Source organism: Dubosiella muris (assembly GCF_004793885.1).
Lineage (GTDB): Bacteria > Bacillota_I > Bacilli_A > Erysipelotrichales > Erysipelotrichaceae > Dubosiella > Dubosiella muris.
This window is the reverse complement of the sequence record NZ_SRYG01000024.1, coordinates 15,064-31,888: the sequence shown is the minus strand read 5'-3', so window position 1 is coordinate 31,888 and position 16,825 is coordinate 15,064. Positions and strand designations below refer to the sequence as shown.

The following is a 16,825-nucleotide window of genomic DNA, read 5'->3' as shown; positions in this document are numbered from 1 at the left end:
TGCACAAAAAAACGGAAGGATCATAAATTTTCCTTCCGTTCAATGGATTCCGTAACAAACTTCTTGTAAGAACCTGCTGATCCGCTTCTTCTTTTTCATTTTCAAGCGCCACCGGCTCGATGACGTACTGGGAGCCAAAGATCCGGGCGATGTAGTCCGTATATTTGCCTTGCGCGATTTCCTCCTCGCTCAAGTACGCCCGCTCGCCATAAATATTTTGCGTGTCGATTTGGAGCGAGTCGTTGATATTGGGCACGATGACGATATAGTACATGTCCACCGGCTTTTGCTCGATGGCGTACGACAGCCGGTACAATCCGATAAACCGGTCCCCGTGCTGCGCTTCCATGGATTTTAAAAATCCGGCGTATTCGAGCGTCGTCGACTCCAGCGTCGCCTCGCGCGGGTCGATTTGCGTGAATTCCGTTTCAATTTCCTGTCCTTTGTGCTCTTCGATATAGCGCTCCATTTCCCGCTCGATTTGCCCGATCCACGCCGTGTCGATTTGCGTTACCGAGTCAAAGCGGTTTGGCAGGCCTTCCACCACGATTTCCTTGACGGTGTTTTCCGGTTCGAAATGGTACTGCTGCGCCAGCGCCTCGTCGTATTGGGCTTTGACCGTGATCGTGTCCCCGTTCGACAAGCCCGTATCCGGCTCCACCGTGTAGTGAATCGTATTGTAAAATTCCTGAATGCGCTGGTTGATGTCCTCCATCGTATTGATCGCCTCCACGCTGGCGTCGTGGTTTTCCCCTTCGTAAATCAAGCGCATGCTGCTCATGACATCCACTTTGACCGTCCGCAAAAAGAAGAAATACGCCACAAGGATCAGCAGGGCGCACAACCCGAGTAAGGCGCCAAAATAAACGAGTTTGTTTTGAATTGCTTCCTTATTCATCATCTTCCAGAAGTGGATACCGCAATGTCTGCGCGAGGAAACTCCTTTTCTCCCTTCTCTTGTGTATCCCTATGTCCCTCCAATCGCGCGGCTTAGTCGAAATACCGCGCGTTTTCCATCGCCTGCTTCACGTAGTCGAGCATCGCCTTGTCCTCGCCCAGATCGAGAATTTCCCGGGCGTCGTGCACGCATACTTCCATGATAGCCGGATCTTTTTCAAAGTCGCCAAGAATAAAAGTCGGCAATCCGCTTTGCCGGGTTCCCAGCAAGTCGCCCGGACCGCGTTTGGACAAGTCGTACGCGGAAATCGCGAACCCGTCCGTCATCGTTTCGAGCTTTTTGAGCCGCTCGATCGCTTCCGGATCTTTGGAGTTGGAAAGCATCCAGCACTCGCCCTGCCGTTTGCCTCTGGCGGCGCGTCCCCGCAACTGGTGAAGCGTCGACAAGCCAAAGCGATGCGCGTCGTAAATGACCATCATCGTGGCGTCCGGCACGTCGATGCCAACCTCGATGACGGTCGTCGACACGAGAATGTCGTACGCCTTGTTGGCGAACTGCTCCATGATCTCGTCTTTTTCCTGCGCGCGCATTTTGCCATGCAGCAAGCCGACCCGGTATTTGTCGCCCAGCGTCTTGACCATGCCTTCGTAAATCGTCGTGACGGCCCGCAAGTTCGTTTCCAGATTCTCGTCGATCATCGGACACACCACGTAGCACTGGCGCCCTTCGTCGATGCCGGCGAGCACATCGCTCAAAATGCTTTTCATCGAGGTGCCCGGCACGTACCGGGTGAGCACCGGCTTGCGGCCGGGCGGCATCGTCCGAATACTGCTCAACCGAATATCGCCATAGAGAAAGTGCGCGTAGGTGCGCGGGATCGGCGTCGCCGACATCATGAGAAAGTCGACGTTTTTTCCTTTTTCCAGCAACGCCCGGCGCTGGTTGACGCCAAAGCGCTGCTGCTCGTCCGCCACGACGAGGCCGAGCTTTTCAAAATTGACTTTTTCCTGAAACAGCGCGTGGGTGCCGACCACGATTCGAATTTCCCCTTCCTCCAAGCCGGCCAGCACGTCCCGCTTTTCCTTGGCGGGCAGCGAGGCGACCAGCAGGCTGGCCGGCAGGCCGAGCGCTTTTAAATTTTCATAGTGCTGGCGGGCGAGGATCTCAGTCGGGGCCAAAAACGCGCACTGGTATCCGGCCAGCTCGCACGCGAACAAGCTCATCATCGCGACGATCGTCTTGCCGCATCCCACATCGCCCTGGATCATCCGGTACATGATCGTGTCCGAGCGCATGTCGCGCAAGACGTCGTCGATGGCGCTTTGCTGGTCGGGCGTCAGCGGGAACTTGAACTGCGCGATTTTTTCCTCGATCCGCTTTTGATCGAACACTTTGGCTTCCTTTGTGATCGTTTGCACCTGCTGCGCCTGCACGCAGCATTGAAAGCAAAGAAACTCCTCGTATTTTAAAGTCCGGATCGCCTGGTGAAGCTCGCGCATCGAGCGGGGCTCGTGGATCCACTCGTAGGCGGTGGCGTTGTCGAGCAGCCGGTATTTTTGGCGGTAGCGCGAAGGAATCAAATCGGGAAGGTCGCGCACGTGCTTGAGCGCCGCCTTGATGGCCGCCTGCATGTCGGCGGGCTTCATGCCTTTGGTCAGCGAGTACACCGGACGTAGCCCGGTCTGGGCGCTGAGGGGCTTCAAGTTGTAGTTGGAGGCCACGATCTTGCCGTTTCCCTGGTAGACGCCAAACAGCGTGATCGTTTCACCAAAGCGAAACTGCCCGATCCACGGCCGGTTGAAGAGCGTGACTTCGATTTCCTCGTTCCACGCGATAATGGAAAACCGCGTCATCGTGCGGTTCTTCCCGAGCCGGATGAGCGAGGGTCTGGAGGCGATCAGTCCTTCCAGCGCCACGTTGTCGCCTTTTTCCCACTGGTCGAAGGGCACCGCCTCGATCGTTTCATAGCGGAACGGATACGTTTTAAGCAGCTGTTCCACCGTGTCGATCTTCATTTTTTGCAGCAGGCCATAGCGCCTAGCGGTGAGTTTGAGTTCGCGCAGTTCCACGGTCCACACACTCCTTTTGGACGAACGCCACAAAATTCAACTCGAGGTAGGCGTACAGGCAGCCGACCACGAACAAAAGGAAAATGATCGCGAACATGCTCGAGAGCGGCACGCCGAATCCGACGGTTAAAAACAGCATGTACATCCAGCTGAACATCGGGTTGCCCACATACAGCAAGTTGTAAACGATGTGGGGCACGTAAAAGCCTTGCGCCAGTGAGAACGGCCCGCCCGTCACCGTGTCGATGGCCATGACGGCCAAAATCAAGGCGCAGTACACGTTCAAAAGCGAGCGGTAGTGGCGGGCGAAGACGGCGCGCACAAAGCCCCAAATGTCCTTCCAGCTTCTCTTGCCTAAAAACAGCGCGTAATAGTACACGAGCTGAAACGGAATGACGACAATCAAAACGAACGTGCTTACGAGCTGCACGACAATCGACAGGGGCATATTGCTGGCGAAAACCGTCGAAAGCGGCATGAGGACGGCCGATACGAGCAAGATCAAAACGCCTTGCAGCATGAGCACGCGCCCGATCGCACCTGCCGTCAGCTTTTCCTTGTCGGGCGTCCATGCCAGCGTGCAGATTTTGTAAAAGCCAATCGAAGACAGCAGCGAGAGAACGACTTGGATGCCGTAAAACAAACGCGGGTCGATGGCGGCTGAACCCGCCATTAAATAAGGGATATTGTATAAAAACGACAAAATAAGCGTCGCAACCAGCGCCTTGAGCAGACTGCGAAACTGAAAATGGGAAAAGAACGCTTGAAGCTTCTTCATCGTGAGATCTCCTTTCAATGATGTATTTCTTTATTATACCCGAAAATCACGATTCGCCCAACACCGCCGCGAACGCGTCGTATTGATGCCCGATTCGATCATCGAACCGGATCGGTCCGAGATAATACTGTCGCGCGATGCGTTCCAGCTCCACCCGGCCGTCCCGCGATTGAAACAACTCGGTGAACCGGCCCAGGACAAGCGCGCGGATTTTCGTGAAGACGCCCATCATCGCCAGCTGCGCGAAATCGCTTTCGATACGCTGGGAAGAACCGGAAAAGCTTTCAAGAAGAAGCGTCTTTTGCGTCAGATCCGGAAACCGGCCGGTCCCGGCCAGCTTCAACAAACAACGGATATTGCCGCCATACACGCCTTTTTGAACGAGGAGGTCCTCGTTTTCCTTTCGAAGCCAGTCGAGAAGCTCTCTTTGCCGGCCATGGTTGCGCAGCTGGTACAGGACGGCCGGTTTTTGCACGCATAAGACATTGAGCACGCACGTCAAATCGCTGTAGCCGGCGAACACTGTTTTCGCTTGGCGGTACGCTTCGACATCCAAGTACGGAATCGTCGTGTTGGCCAGGTCGCCGCCGGACACGTCGAACACAAAATCAAAAACGTTTTCACGCATCCACGCGTTGAATACGGCCGCTTTTTGGGCGGGCGACGCCTGTTGGTCGTACAAATACGGCGAAACGGCGATTTGGAACCCTTCCGCCTGCAGCCAGTCAATCAAGTCGTCCAGTGGACGCGTCAGCGGATTGGAAAGATTTAAAATTCCTATTTTTATATTGAGCATGGTTTTCCTCCGAGGTATATTTTATTTGATTATATCAGGAAAGAAGGAAAGAATTATGAATCATGATTGCATTGAGCGCGTTCTCGCGCTTTCCAACGCGTTTGGCCCAAGCGGAATGGAAGACGAGGTGGTCGCGCTCGCCAAAGCAGACACGGCCGATTTTTGCGACGCGGCCGAGGACACGCTGCGCAACTTGTATTTGCGTCCTCGCTCGAACGCGTCGAAGCCGGGCGGCTGCACGATCGCGCTGGACGCGCATAGCGACGAAGTCGGCTTTATGGTGCAGGCGCTGCTGGAAAACGGAACGCTTCGCTTTTTGCCGCTGGGCGGCTGGAACCCGGTCAATATCGTGGGCGCGCCGGTGAAGATCCAGACGCGAAACGGCTTTGTGACCGGCATTGTCGCGGCCAAACCGGTGCATTTTATGAGCGAGGAGGAAAAGCGACGCCCCATCGACTTCGATTCGCTGGTAATCGACGTGGGAACGAGCGACAAAGCGCAAACGCGCGCGCTGGGCGTTCGTCCGGGAGATTTTGTCGTGCCGGCCGTTTCGTGCGCGTTTGACGAAAACCGCGGTGTGTTCATGGGCAAGGCGTTCGACTGCCGGATTGGATGCGCCGCGTTGCTGGACACGCTGCGCCAGACGCAGACAAGCCCTAACCATGTCATTGGCGTCTTGAGCGCCCAGGAGGAAGTAGGCGACCGGGGCAGTACGCTGGCGGCGAAAAAGATCCAGGCCGATGTCGTCATTTGTTTTGAGGGGTGCCCGGCGGACGACTCGTTCGAGTCGCCGGATTTGATTCAGTCGGCGATGAACAAAGGCGTTATGCTGCGCGCGTTCGACCGCTCCATGATTACGCATCCGCGCTTTCAGCGGTTCGCGTTGCGGTGCGCCGAGGAACACGGCATTCCGTACCAGGTGGCGGTGCGCAAGGGCGGCGGCACGAATGGCGGGATTTACCACACATACGACATGCCGACGATCGTCATTGGCATCCCGACGCGGTTCGCCCATTCGAGCGTGGGCTTTTGCTCAATCAAAGACTACGAGGGAGCGGTCGAACTGGCCAAAGCGATCATCGAGTCGCTGGACAAGGAAACCGTGGCATCGTTCTAGGGGCGCGGCGCGTTTTATGGTAAGGTGAAGAGAAGGAGATGTTGATATGAAAAAGAAAAAAGTAACCATCACAATGAAAGACGGCCACACGATGGCCGGCGAACTGTATCCGGATATCGCGCCGGAAACGGTGGCGAACTTTGAAAAGCTCGCCAACGAAGGCTTTTACGATGGATTGACGTTCCACCGCATCATTCCCGGGTTCATGATTCAGGGAGGCGATCCCAAAGGCAACGGAACCGGCGGTCCGGGATACTCGATCAAGGGCGAGTTCAACGCCAACGGCTTTAAAAACGATTTGAAGCACACGCGCGGCATCCTTTCGATGGCGCGGGCGATGGATCCAAACTCGGCGGGCAGCCAGTTTTTCATCATGCATGCCGACGCGCCGCACCTCGATGGCCAGTACGCCGGCTTTGGCTTGATTACCGAAGGTCTGGACGAGCTGGACCGCATCGCGGGCACCCCGACAAGCTGGAACGACGCGCCAAAAACACCGCAAGTCATCGAATCCATCCGGGTCGAGGATCACGACTAAAACACGAAACGCGGCTTGCGATTGTTGCCAAAAGTTTGTGATAGATCTATTGAAAGGAAGAAAATCAGAATTCTTCCTTTTTTTGATGCGTTCCAACAACAACTTCGTTCCGTCGCACAGTAAACGACGCAAAAATAAAACCTTCGATCCAGGGAATGTATTGAAGGTGAAAAACGGTTTTATCCTTTATTCAATGCTTGTTTTTGGAAAAACGTTTCGACTTTGGCAATGGTTTGCCCCGTTACTTCAGCGATGGTTTTCAAATCCATGCCTTTGGCATACAATTTGCGCATGATGGCTTCACGCTCTTGCGTGCGTCCTTTTGCCCGTCCCTGGGCGCGTCCTTCCCGACGTCCCTGGGCAAAGCCTTCCGCTCGTCCTTCTGCGCGTCCCTTGTTCCGGGACTTTCTTTCAAATTCTCTCATGATCTCACACATGGCATTCACTCCTTCCGGTTCCTTTTTAAAATACGATACGGCTTCTCTAAGCTCATCATAAAACATGTCGTCCGGGTTTGTACCAGAAGATTTTCATCAAAAAGCATCATGACGGGTGCCATGATGCCTGCTTGTTACGCGATTTGTTGCGTCTTAAAAAACGATTTTACTTTTGATAAAGATTGATTGGTGATTCGCGCGATCCTTTCGTAGGACATGCCTTCTTCACGCAAATTGCGCATAATGGCTTCCGTGCGCTTCTTTGCCTTCTGACGTTCCTGAGCCCGTCCTTCGGCTCTACCTTCCGCACGTCCCTCGGCGCGTCCTTCTCTACGTCCTTCGTTCTTGGACTTTCTTTCAAATTCTCTCATGATCTCACACATGGTATTCACTCCTTCCGGTTCCTTTTTAAAATACGATACGGCTTCTTTAAGCTCATCATAAAACATGTCGTCCGGGTTTGTACAGTGGAAATCATGCATCAGCTTTCCAATCGCGTCATCGCCCCGGTATTCTCCATTCACAAAACGGATATGCGCTTTCGTATGCAGGATCCGCTTCCATTTCCGATCGAACCATTCATACGTGTAAAATGGTTCGTTTTGTTTGAGAAAGTCTTTTCTCGCCAGAAAGACGACCCACGATTCGTTTAACGCGCGAAACGGTTCGTTCGGTTTCAACATATGGGAAACGAGCACGCTCAAATTGAACAACGCCCGCTGTCCAAGAGCCCTCCTGCCGTTTTCAATCTCAAAGTTGTACAAGTTGCCTTCCATATCCTCGACAAACAAATCGTAACGGACATGCCGAAAAAACGGCATTCCCTTCTTTACTTCCATCCCCCATCGCTTGACGACGAGGTCGGGCTTGCCGGTCAGGATGCGCGCCAGCAACGTGATGGCCGGCTTGCTGCGAGAAAAGACGGCGTACATGAAAAAGTCGCTAAACAACGTGAATTGCTGAATCATAAAGTAGTATTGATGATTGTTCAAATAAGCACCTCTAAAAAATTATTTCAATGAAACCAAGATCGCAAAAGATCCATTTCTGTTTTCATGCGGTGCTTTGATCTAAAAAAGTGAAGAGGAAAAAATCAAAGGAAGCCATAAAAAAGATAAGAGAGGAAAGAACCTGGGAAAAAGAACGGAATCTTTCGATGGTTGGAATCAGGATCCGCCGGAAGGCGGATGTGGACAAACTATAGCATGAAAAAAATATAAGCGTCAACAAGAAAAGCGGAAGATTCGAATTTCCTTTCACCTGTTATACACTCCCCGCAAGAACTGTCGCTTGCCGGTCATATTTTTCGCCAATGTTGTTTCCGACCAACAACCTGAATCCTTTGGCTAGTGGCTTGAGCACAAAAAACAAAACGGTCTGGCTGTTTTGGCCGTGTGAATCAGACGCCCCGCTTCGAGAATTTGCGCGATGACTTCGACGAAAACATCCCTTTTTGGAAAACGGCCGCCCATCAAAGATGGTTCGTTTCTCGTTCTCGCTTTATTTGGCGCAAAAACCACATATATCAAACAAAAAAGCATTCAAAACGGATGCCTGTAAAATTATCCTTCAACAATCGCGTCGTCAGCCGTGTAGCCTTCCAGCGAGTTTTCCTTCACCTGAACGCAAAGGAACCGGATGCCCTCATCGGCGGCCGCGAAAAACTGCCGTTTTCCCGCCGGGGCGACGCGGAGCCAGTCCCCCGCCTCCAACGGAATTTCCTGTCCGTCAATGACGGCTTTGCCCTTTCCTTCGAGCACCGCGTAAATTTCCTCGTTGGCTTTGTGGGCATGCACGAATGGGACGCTCGCGCCAGCCGGCAGGCTGTTGACGCTCACTTCCGCACCCGTCAAACCGAGCGCATCGTGCAGCTCGACGCGCGCCTCGTTTCCCACACTCGCTTTTTTATAGTTTTCCATTTCTCTTCCTCCTGAATGTAACCATCGTTTACACATCGAAAATACCACAGGTTTATTGTAATTTCAATAGTTACATTCATTTTTTTCTTTTCATTGACGAAATCCAGCGATGCATTGTATTCTTTTATTTAGAACAATAAGAAAGGACCGTTTTGATGAAAGGGATCATCCACTATGTCAAACCGCACATTCTGCACTCGTGGTCGCACGCCCGCTCCTTTTCGCTGATTCGAAAACGAATGGGCACCCCGTGGCAGACGTGGATGCTGTTTTGGCACATCCGCAAAGTGTTCATGATCAACACGCCCGGCTGGCTGCCGGTCGTGCTTGCCTACCGCTATTTTGTGAGCATGTTCGTTTCGCCCGTCGTCAAAGCGGGCATGCAGGACGCCAAGGCGACGACCATGGCGCTTTGGAAAAAGGAAAAATAAAACAAAGACAGGAATCCGATGGAACATATCCAACTTTCCTGTCTTTTTATTTGTATCTTCGCTCGATTTGTTTGTACGCCGCGAAAAGGATAAACGGAATCAACACGCTTTCCGCCAGACACACGAGAAGCAAGTCGAATGGCAGCAGCGTGAGAAAGAACACGGGCTTCAGGAACACGACGCAGCAGCCGAACACGACGCACATCGCCACCCAGAGCACTTTGCGCAATGTCGTAAACGGCCAGCACGTCTTGTACAGCACGCACAAGGCGCAAATGCCGGCCAGAATCGTACAAATCGTGGAAAACTGCTCGTCGCTCATCGCGAAAAACCGGCGCAGGACGGCGGTGAGCACGACGCACAACGTCACACATAACGCGCCCGGAAACGCTTTGGAAAGCACGGTACGCAAAAAGTTGCCCTTGACGCGTTTGGCGTCGGGCTCAAGCGTGAGCACAAAGCTTGGAAACCCGATGGCAAGCGACGAGATAAGCGTGAGCTGAATCGGCTGGAACGGATACTCGGTCCAGAAAAACAGCGTCAGAAAACTGAGCGCGAACGAGAACATCGTCTTGACGAGAAACAGCGACGCCGTCCGCTGGATGTTGTTGATGACGCAACGCCCCTGCCGCAAAATGGCGGGCATCGCCTCGAACTGGTCTTCGAGCAGCACCAAACTGGCGATGTTGCGGGCGGCCTGCGCCCCGCTTCCCATCGCGATCGAGCAATCCGCCTCCTTGAGCGCCATGACATCGTTGACGCCATCCCCCGTCATCGCGACGGTGTGGCCTTTGTTTTTGAGGGCAAGCACCATTTCCTTTTTTTGCTGCGGATCGACCCTGCCAAAAATCGCGTAACGTTCCATCAGGTCGGGAATGTCGGCGTTCGACACGCTCATCATGTCGATAAACGCCCCTTCCACGCCCGCTTCCTTGGCGATCGCGGCGACCGTGACCGGATCGTCGCCGGAAATGATCTTGATGTTCACGTCCTGCGTCTGGAAGTACGAAAGAATTTCCCGGGCGTCCGGACGCAACACGTCCTGGATGAGGATAAGACCCAAAAGCCGCGGTTTTTCCATGTCTTTTTTTTGTTCGGCCAGCGCGAGAACCCGGCGTCCTTTTCTGGCGGCCGCGGCGATTTGGGCGACAATGGCCGGATCCGGGACGTCGAAAATAAACGAGTACGCCCCGCAAAGGTATGTCGTGTCGCCAAAGGTCGCCTCGCAGCGCTTCGTGGCGCTCTGAAACGGAACGACCGAATCGGCTTTTTCATGGACCCATTCATTTTGGGTGTAGGCACGGATGGCTTTGGCGGTCGCGTTGTCGTCGGGCAGCGAGGCGTACATCTTCGCCAAAACCGGCTCGATTTTCTGATTGGAAAACGATTCGACGTCGACGACTTTCATCGCCCCTTGCGTCAAGGTGCCGGTTTTGTCGCAGCAAAGCACGTCGACGCGGGCGAGCGTCTCGATGCAGTACAACTCCTGCACGAGCACCTGGCGGCGGGCCAGCTTGATCGAGGCGACCGCCAGCGCGATACTCGTTAAAATGACGAGTCCTTCGGGAATCATGCCGATGAGCGCGGCGACCGTCGAAAGGATCGACTCGTTCCACGGATCGTGGTTGAAAAAGTATTGTTTGGCGAACAGGCACAAGCCAAGCGGAATGATCGAGTACGTGCAAAACTTAATGATTTTCTGGAGCGACTCGCGCAGCTGGCTTGGATAACGCTTGTCGCGTTTGGCTTCCTTCAGTATGGTGGAAATGTACGTCTGGTCCCCGACTTTGTGCACTTCCATGCGGGCTTGCCCGGCGATGACGAAGCTGCCGGACAAAACCGTCGCCCCTTCCTGCTTTTCGATCGAGTCGCTCTCGCCGGTTAGCATCGCCTCGGAGCATTCGACCATGCCTTGCACGATCGTGCCGTCGCACGGGATCTGGTCGCCGGCGCGCAGCACGAGAATGTCGCCTTTGGCGATGTCCTCCATCGCGATCTTTTGCTCCCTGCCGTCGCGAATGACGCACGCCAGCTCCTGGTGGATGAGGGCGAGCTTGTCGAGCACCTGCTTGGAGCGTACTTCCTGCACGATGCCGATGACCATGTTGGAGAGGACGACGCCTAAAAAAAGCATGTTGCGATACGATCCGGTCATGAACACGAGCGCGGCGAGCGCGAAGTTCACGATGTTGAAAAACGTGAACGTGTTTTGTAAAAAGATCGCCTTGTACGAGCGGCTCGACTCGTCTTTGATTTTGTTTTTTTCTCTCTTGCGGGCTTCCTCGGTTGTCAAGCCCTGCTTGGGATCCGTGTTGTTCATGCGCCCATTATACCAAAATTCCCTTCACTTCCTCATTACATTCCCTCAGCTTTTGATCGTTTTGATTTGATTGTCCTCGATACGGTAAATGCGCGCGGCGATGGGATCGAGCTCGTCGGAATGGCAAATGATCAAAAACGCCGTGTCGTCCTTGTGGCGGGCGATGTAGTCGACCAGACTGTGGATCGTTTCCTGGTCGAGGTTGGTGAACGGCTCGTCCAAAAGGACGGGATTTTTATGGAGCGAGAGCACGCGGAGAAGGTTGACTTTTTGCTGTTCGCCAAAGCTTAAGTTACGCACGTTCTCGTTGATTTTCTTTTGCGCGAAATCAATGTGCAGCATGTCGAACACTTCGGGGTCGATGGCTTCACCAAACAAATTGTCCTTCACCGTTCCATTGATGTAGGACGGATTTTGCGGACATTCAAAATAAAAAAGAATGTGGAGGTAACAGACAATGGCAAAGACAATTTTTGAGGAAATGGGCGGCAAATACGAAAGGCAAGGCGATTATTTAATACCGTGCTTAACTGTACCCGCCGAAGAAGAACAGCCGATAGGCATCTGGGGACAGCGGCATTTGGATTATCTGAAGCATCACTGCAAAGTTACATACACCAATCTTCTTACAAGCGGCAGACTTAACGCTTACCTTGCCGACATTGACAGACAGGCACAGGAACGCTTTGAAAGGCTCATAGAGGGTATGAAACAGGCACAGGGCATAACGGAACAGCTAAAGGCAGAAAACGCCTTAGAATGGACAGGATGCCTCAATAACATAAGGGCTTGTGCGAGGGAGATTGTGGAAAAGGAAATTATTTTTGCATAAACAGATGATTAGTGGCAGGGGGAAATCCTGCCGCTTTTTCTGCTTTAGTTTGTCAGCTTGACAAATAAAGGGTTAAGGAATATAATTAGATTCAGTATTATACAAGGAGTTAATAAATATGCGGCAAGGTATTCTTAAATAAACTGTCAATTTGATAGTGGGAACAAAAAGTAGCAGTCCCGTTTCACTTTTAATATGGGGCTTAGTTTTTTGTACCCAGTTTAAGAATACTTTTATCATGTAATTTTATATGCCCGAAAACATATAAGTGTTTTGGGGCTATTGGAGTTATTTACCCAGTGATAGGAGTATTTATCACTGGGTATTTTTATGCCCTTTTTTGGGTGTTGATAGGAGGAAAATCACATGAAAATAATTAACTTAGGCATTCTGGCTCACGTTGACGCAGGAAAGACAACATTAACGGAGAGTTTATTGTATACCAGTGGTGCAATTGCAGAACCAGGGAGCGTAGATAAAGGCACAACAAGGACAGATACAATGAATTTGGAGCGTCAAAGGGGAATCACTATCCAGACAGCAGTGACATCTTTTCAGTGGGAGGATGTAAAAGTCAACATTATAGATACGCCAGGCCATATGGATTTTTTGGCGGAAGTATACCGTTCTTTATCCGTATTAGACGGAGCAGTATTATTAGTTTCTGCAAAGGATGGCATACAGGCACAGACCCGTATACTGTTTCATGCACTACAGACAATGAAGATTCCGACAATTTTTTTCATCAATAAAATTGACCAAGAGGGGATTGATTTGCCAATGGTATATCAAGAAATGAAAGCAAAGCTTTCTTCGGAAATTATAGTGAAGCAAAAGGTTGGGCAGCATCCCCATATAAATGTAACGGACAATGACGATATGGAACAGTGGGATGCGGTAATTATGGGAAACGATGAACTATTAGAGAAATATATGTCAGGGAAACCGTTTAAAATGTCAGAACTGGAACAGGAAGAAAACAGGAGATTCCAAAACGGAACGTTATTTCCCGTTTATCACGGAAGTGCTAAAAACAATCTGGGGATTCGGCAGCTTATAGAAGTGATTGCCAGTAAGTTTTATTCATCAACGCCTGAAGGTCAATCTGAACTATGCGGGCAGGTTTTTAAGATTGAATATTCAGAGAAAAGGCGGCGTTTTGTTTATGTGCGTATATATAGCGGAACATTGCATTTGAGGGATGTTATTAAAATATCTGAAAAAGAGAAAATAAAAATCACAGAGATGTGTGTTCCGACAAACGGTGAATTATATTCATCCGATACAGCCTGCTCTGGTGATATTGTAATTTTACCAAATGATGTTTTGCAGCTAAACAGTATTTTGGGGAACGAAATGCTGTTGCCGCAGAGAAAATTTATTGAAAATCCTCTCCCTATGCTCCAAACAACGATTGCAGTAAAGAAATCTGAACAGCGGGAAATATTGCTTGGGGCACTTACAGAAATTTCAGATGGCGACCCTCTTTTAAAATATTATGTGGATACTACAACGCATGAGATTATACTTTCTTTTTTGGGGAATGTGCAGATGGAAGTCATTTGTGCCATCCTTGAGGAAAAATACCATGTGGAGGCAGAAATAAAAGAGCCTACTGTTATATATATGGAAAGACCGCTTAGAAAAGCAGAATATACCATCCACATAGAAGTCCCGCCAAATCCTTTCTGGGCTTCTGTCGGGTTGTCCATAGAGCCGCTCCCTATTGGAAGCGGAGTGCAGTATGAAAGCAGAGTTTCACTTGGATATTTAAACCAATCGTTCCAAAATGCGGTTATGGAGGGGGTTCTTTATGGCTGCGAGCAGGGGCTGTATGGATGGAAAGTGACAGACTGTAAAATCTGTTTTGAATATGGATTGTATTATAGTCCTGTAAGTACCCCCGCAGACTTTCGGCTGCTTTCCCCTATCGTATTGGAGCAGGCTTTAAAAAAAGCAGGGACAGAACTATTAGAGCCATATCTCCACTTTGAAATTTATGCACCGCAGGAATATCTCTCACGGGCGTATCATGATGCCCCAAGGTATTGTGCAGATATTGTAAGTACTCAGGTAAAGAATGACGAGGTCATTCTGAAAGGAGAAATCCCTGCCAGATGTATTCAAGAATACAGGAACGATTTAACTTATTTCACAAATGGGCAGGGAGTCTGCTTGACAGAGTTAAAAGGATACCAGCCAGCTATTGGTAAATTTATTTGCCAACCCCGCCGCCCGAATAGCCGTATAGATAAGGTTCGGCATATGTTCCACAAGTTAGCTTAACAGCTTGCAAAAGTCATATAAAATGAGATTTGAAAGGATTAGAGACTAATTATGATGAAATGCGAATGGATATTGTGTCCTGTTTGTGGGAGCAAAACCCGTAATAAAATTAGGAAGGACACTGTTTTGGAGAATTATCCCCTTTATTGTCCAAAATGCAGACAAGAAAGCTTGATTAAAGTTGACAACTTGAAGATAACTGTCATCAAAGAGCCAGACGCTTAAGACGCAGAGCCGATGAAATTGTGGAACAATTCACGAATCATCGGCTCTTTTTGTTTCGTATTTGAAAGAACAAACTCACCAAATAAAAAAAACGATATTCGGGTGGGTTATTTTGTTATACCCTAAATTACCCTCTGAATTTGTTTTTAAATTTGGAGGGATTTTTTTATGTTCTTTTTTCGGGCGGTTATTCATCTGCTCATACGAAGTAAAATTTATCAATACATAGCATATCAGAGAATGGCAGGAAACCAGTTAAAAAAATTTCTGCCAGTGCAGCGGTACTTCTCACCTTGAAAGTGGAAGTACAATCTCCATACAACAGAATTTGTATTTCCCATAACCGTGAAGGTCACAGAGCCTTTGCGGTTTTTCTTTTGTCGTTTTTTATTGGAAAGTGCCGCAGGGCTGTTTCTGGTGTGCGTTGCCGCTCCCCGCCTCTCCATCTGGATTTTTACATTTCAAAAATTCAGATTGGAGGTATTAGCGGTGAAATACGCACCAAGAAAAGTATATATCAAAGAAAGCGGCGGCTATGTGGAACTGTCCTATACGGATTTCTGCCGCCGCAGGCAAGCCGACAAGGGATATATGGACAAGCTGTTTATCCCCGTCCAAGGTTGTCTGCTTGAAGTCGTAAGGGAGCAATATGCGGACTTCTACCGTGACAGGGAGCGGTGGCGTTACCTGCAAAAATTAGATGCGAGGAACAGCCTGCTATCTCTGGACGGATTTACGGACAGCGAGGGGAATCCTCTGGACTTTATCGCTGATGAAGCGGCGGACATTGCGGAAACCGTTGTCAATGCTGTTATGGTGGACAGGCTGAAAGCCGCCCTGCCTTTGTTGTCGGATAGTGAGCAGGAGTTGATACAGGCAATCTTTTTTGACGGACTTTCCGAGCGTGAAGTCGGGGCGAGGTTAGGCATAACCCAGAGCGTTGTGAACAAACGCAAAGCCAGAATCCTAAGAAAACTAAGAAAGATAATAGAAAATTAAAATTTAAGGCGTTCAGCCCCCTTGTTTTTTCCTTTGGGAAAATGAGGGGGCTTTTCTCTGCCCTCTCAATCAATTCTGATTGGAGGAAGAAAGAATGGCATACAACCACGGACGGGAGGACAGGAAATGGCGTATCTGGAAAGAAGCGGAGGAAAAGCTGCTGCGTGAGTGCGGCGTTGATGAAGTGACCATTGAGCAGATACGCATAGCGGACAGGGCAGACTTCAATTCCAACAGGCGGTTTTACCGATGGACGAATGACGTTGCGGAATACCTTGAGGACATGGCAGACAGGGAGCGGCAAGCGGAGGTGAATACAGTTGCGGAGTTACTGGACGAGATTGAGAGCGAAAATCTCTATCAAGTATTAGTCACGGTGGACGGGCGTACCTTGAAAATCGTCCTGCTGAAAATGCAGGGGTATTCCACAAAGGAGATTGCCCCACTTGTGCATTTGACGACTGGTGCCATCTATGCGAGGTTAGACCATCTGCGGAAGAAGCTTCGGAAAATTTTGTAAGCGTCTAATACATCCCATTATTCTGCGGGCTACTGGGTGGGGAGTGGAATCTCCCCGCTTATTTTTGGCAGGAGGAAAACGGGATGGCATATAAAGCTAAGGCGTACACGCTTCGGGAGGAATCCACGGAAAGCGGTATAAGGTATTTTATCAGTTTTAAGGACGGGCAGGGGGAACACCACGAACTGGAAGTATCCGAGCAGTTATTCTTTGAATTTCGGCAGATGGAACGCAGGAACAGGAATCTTCTCCAATGGGACGAGCGGCACAGGGAGTTTTCGGAAGTATGGGACGAAACGCTGAACAGGCGGGCGTTAAAGCTGCCTAAGAGCATTGAGGAACAAATGATTGAAGCAGAACGGGCGGAACTGCTCTGTAAGGCGGTTGACAGACTGCCAGAGATACAAAGGCGACGTTTCCTGCTCTACTACGAGTATGAGTTCAATTTTTACCAAATCGCCGCTATGGAGCATTGCACCGCTTCTGCAATACAGAAATCCGTTGCTGTTGCAAAGAAGAAAGTAAAAGCGGAAATGAGGAAATATCTCCAACCATGACCGACACCTCCCGAAAAAGAAATCTGTTTTTTATTTGTGTGGGATTGGCGGTATTACATACTCTCACTTTTTTCGTGGGAGTAAATCTATTTTTAAGGAGGTC

General features: G+C 50.3%; 18 protein-coding genes. 9 read left to right on the top strand and 9 right to left on the bottom strand.

Translation table 11 applies throughout. From position 1 onward, the window contains the following. The 4 genes from E5336_RS10635 to E5336_RS10620 form a co-directional block, all read right to left on the bottom strand. The coding region (locus E5336_RS10635; protein ID WP_277820853.1) for a hypothetical protein at nt 1–901 on the bottom strand (901 nt) is incomplete at its 3' end. An 89-nt stretch (nt 902–990) separates the two neighbouring features. Continuing rightward, a complete protein-coding gene (locus tag E5336_RS10630) occupies nt 991–2,967 on the bottom strand; it encodes an ATP-dependent DNA helicase RecG (RefSeq protein ID WP_135981081.1) in 1,977 nt (658 codons plus the stop codon). Further along, nucleotides 2,936–3,745 (bottom strand): hypothetical protein, encoded by an 810-nt coding sequence (locus tag E5336_RS10625; RefSeq protein ID WP_135981080.1) that lies wholly within the window; start codon nt 3,743–3,745, stop codon nt 2,936–2,938. The genes E5336_RS10630 and E5336_RS10625 overlap by 32 nt, the downstream gene beginning before the upstream one ends. A 46-nt stretch (nt 3,746–3,791) precedes the next feature. Next, the gene (locus tag E5336_RS10620; RefSeq protein ID WP_135981079.1) at nt 3,792–4,541 is read right to left on the bottom strand and encodes an LD-carboxypeptidase; all 750 of its coding nucleotides are present in this window, start codon (nt 4,539–4,541) and stop codon (nt 3,792–3,794) included. Nucleotides 4,542–4,596: 55 nt separating this feature from the next. On the opposite strand from E5336_RS10620, the gene E5336_RS10615 reads away from it, so the two are divergent. Continuing rightward, nucleotides 4,597–5,658, top strand: coding sequence for a M42 family metallopeptidase (locus E5336_RS10615; protein WP_135981078.1), 1,062 nt, complete (start codon nt 4,597–4,599; stop codon nt 5,656–5,658). Between the two features lie 46 nt (nt 5,659–5,704). Further along, nucleotides 5,705–6,196: a peptidylprolyl isomerase gene (locus E5336_RS10610; protein ID WP_135981077.1), complete on the top strand. Its 492-nt coding sequence runs from the start codon at nt 5,705–5,707 to the stop codon at nt 6,194–6,196. Nucleotides 6,197–6,375: 179 nt separating this feature from the next. Here the strand turns inward: E5336_RS10610 and E5336_RS10605 are convergent, their stop codons facing one another. From E5336_RS10605 to E5336_RS10595, 3 genes are all read right to left on the bottom strand, one after another. Continuing rightward, the gene (locus E5336_RS10605) at nt 6,376–6,633 is read right to left on the bottom strand and encodes a hypothetical protein (protein ID WP_135981076.1); all 258 of its coding nucleotides are present in this window, start codon (nt 6,631–6,633) and stop codon (nt 6,376–6,378) included. Nucleotides 6,634–6,767: 134 nt separating this feature from the next. Beyond that, complete coding sequence (locus tag E5336_RS10600; RefSeq protein WP_135981075.1) at nt 6,768–7,625, bottom strand: nuclease; 858 nt, start codon at nt 7,623–7,625, stop codon at nt 6,768–6,770. Between the two features lie 570 nt (nt 7,626–8,195). Next, nucleotides 8,196–8,552, bottom strand: coding sequence for a cupin domain-containing protein (locus E5336_RS10595; RefSeq protein ID WP_135981074.1), 357 nt, complete (start codon nt 8,550–8,552; stop codon nt 8,196–8,198). A 155-nt stretch (nt 8,553–8,707) separates the two neighbouring features. On the opposite strand from E5336_RS10595, the gene E5336_RS10590 reads away from it, so the two are divergent. Further along, nucleotides 8,708–8,983, top strand: coding sequence for a hypothetical protein (locus E5336_RS10590; RefSeq protein ID WP_135981073.1), 276 nt, complete (start codon nt 8,708–8,710; stop codon nt 8,981–8,983). A 46-nt stretch (nt 8,984–9,029) separates the two neighbouring features. Here the strand turns inward: E5336_RS10590 and E5336_RS10585 are convergent, their stop codons facing one another. Then, nucleotides 9,030–11,303: an HAD-IC family P-type ATPase gene (locus E5336_RS10585; protein ID WP_135981072.1), complete on the bottom strand. Its 2,274-nt coding sequence runs from the start codon at nt 11,301–11,303 to the stop codon at nt 9,030–9,032. Nucleotides 11,304–11,348: 45 nt separating this feature from the next. Then, complete coding sequence (locus tag E5336_RS10580; RefSeq protein WP_168353646.1) at nt 11,349–11,693, bottom strand: ATP-binding cassette domain-containing protein; 345 nt, start codon at nt 11,691–11,693, stop codon at nt 11,349–11,351. Between the two features lie 67 nt (nt 11,694–11,760). Between E5336_RS10580 and E5336_RS10575 the strand changes: the two genes are divergently transcribed. From E5336_RS10575 to E5336_RS10540, 6 genes are all read left to right on the top strand, one after another. Then, nucleotides 11,761–12,135 (top strand): TnpV protein, encoded by a 375-nt coding sequence (locus tag E5336_RS10575; protein ID WP_001140406.1) that lies wholly within the window; start codon nt 11,761–11,763, stop codon nt 12,133–12,135. A 366-nt stretch (nt 12,136–12,501) separates the two neighbouring features. Next, nucleotides 12,502–14,421, top strand: a complete 1,920-nt coding sequence (tet(O), locus tag E5336_RS10570; RefSeq protein WP_000691759.1) for a tetracycline resistance ribosomal protection protein Tet(O) — start codon at nt 12,502–12,504, stop codon at nt 14,419–14,421. A gap of 51 nt (nt 14,422–14,472) precedes the next feature. Beyond that, the gene (locus E5336_RS10565) at nt 14,473–14,646 is read left to right on the top strand and encodes a cysteine-rich KTR domain-containing protein (protein ID WP_011528024.1); all 174 of its coding nucleotides are present in this window, start codon (nt 14,473–14,475) and stop codon (nt 14,644–14,646) included. Between the two features lie 345 nt (nt 14,647–14,991). After that, nucleotides 14,992–15,645 carry a sigma-70 family RNA polymerase sigma factor gene (locus E5336_RS10550; RefSeq protein WP_004852858.1) on the top strand — a complete coding sequence of 218 codons (654 nt, stop codon included), beginning with the start codon at nt 14,992–14,994 and terminating at the stop codon, nt 15,643–15,645. A gap of 94 nt (nt 15,646–15,739) precedes the next feature. Next, on the top strand, nt 15,740–16,165 hold the full coding sequence (locus E5336_RS10545; RefSeq protein WP_000323896.1) for an RNA polymerase sigma factor: 426 nt from the start codon (nt 15,740–15,742) through the stop codon (nt 16,163–16,165). Nucleotides 16,166–16,248: 83 nt separating this feature from the next. Next, a complete protein-coding gene (locus E5336_RS10540) occupies nt 16,249–16,722 on the top strand; it encodes a sigma factor-like helix-turn-helix DNA-binding protein (protein ID WP_000323521.1) in 474 nt (157 codons plus the stop codon). Nucleotides 16,723–16,825 lie beyond the last annotated feature (103 nt).

Excerpts from the sequence above, each read along its gene's own strand:
- E5336_RS10615 (WP_135981078.1), top strand. The coding sequence starts at position 4,597 with ATGAATCATGATTGCATTGAGCGCGTTCTCGCGCTTTCCAACGCGTTT.
- E5336_RS10625 (WP_135981080.1), bottom strand. The coding sequence starts at position 3,745 with ATGAAGAAGCTTCAAGCGTTCTTTTCCCATTTTCAGTTTCGCAGTCTG.
- E5336_RS10590 (WP_135981073.1), top strand. The coding sequence starts at position 8,708 with ATGAAAGGGATCATCCACTATGTCAAACCGCACATTCTGCACTCGTGG.
- E5336_RS10610 (WP_135981077.1), top strand. The coding sequence starts at position 5,705 with ATGAAAAAGAAAAAAGTAACCATCACAATGAAAGACGGCCACACGATG.
- E5336_RS10620 (WP_135981079.1), bottom strand. The coding sequence starts at position 4,541 with ATGCTCAATATAAAAATAGGAATTTTAAATCTTTCCAATCCGCTGACG.
- E5336_RS10565 (WP_011528024.1), top strand. The coding sequence starts at position 14,473 with ATGATGAAATGCGAATGGATATTGTGTCCTGTTTGTGGGAGCAAAACC.
- E5336_RS10595 (WP_135981074.1), bottom strand. The coding sequence starts at position 8,552 with ATGGAAAACTATAAAAAAGCGAGTGTGGGAAACGAGGCGCGCGTCGAG.
- E5336_RS10585 (WP_135981072.1), bottom strand. The coding sequence starts at position 11,303 with ATGAACAACACGGATCCCAAGCAGGGCTTGACAACCGAGGAAGCCCGC.
- E5336_RS10605 (WP_135981076.1), bottom strand. The coding sequence starts at position 6,633 with ATGTGTGAGATCATGAGAGAATTTGAAAGAAAGTCCCGGAACAAGGGA.
- E5336_RS10575 (WP_001140406.1), top strand. The coding sequence starts at position 11,761 with ATGGCAAAGACAATTTTTGAGGAAATGGGCGGCAAATACGAAAGGCAA.
- E5336_RS10545 (WP_000323896.1), top strand. The coding sequence starts at position 15,740 with ATGGCATACAACCACGGACGGGAGGACAGGAAATGGCGTATCTGGAAA.
- E5336_RS10540 (WP_000323521.1), top strand. The coding sequence starts at position 16,249 with ATGGCATATAAAGCTAAGGCGTACACGCTTCGGGAGGAATCCACGGAA.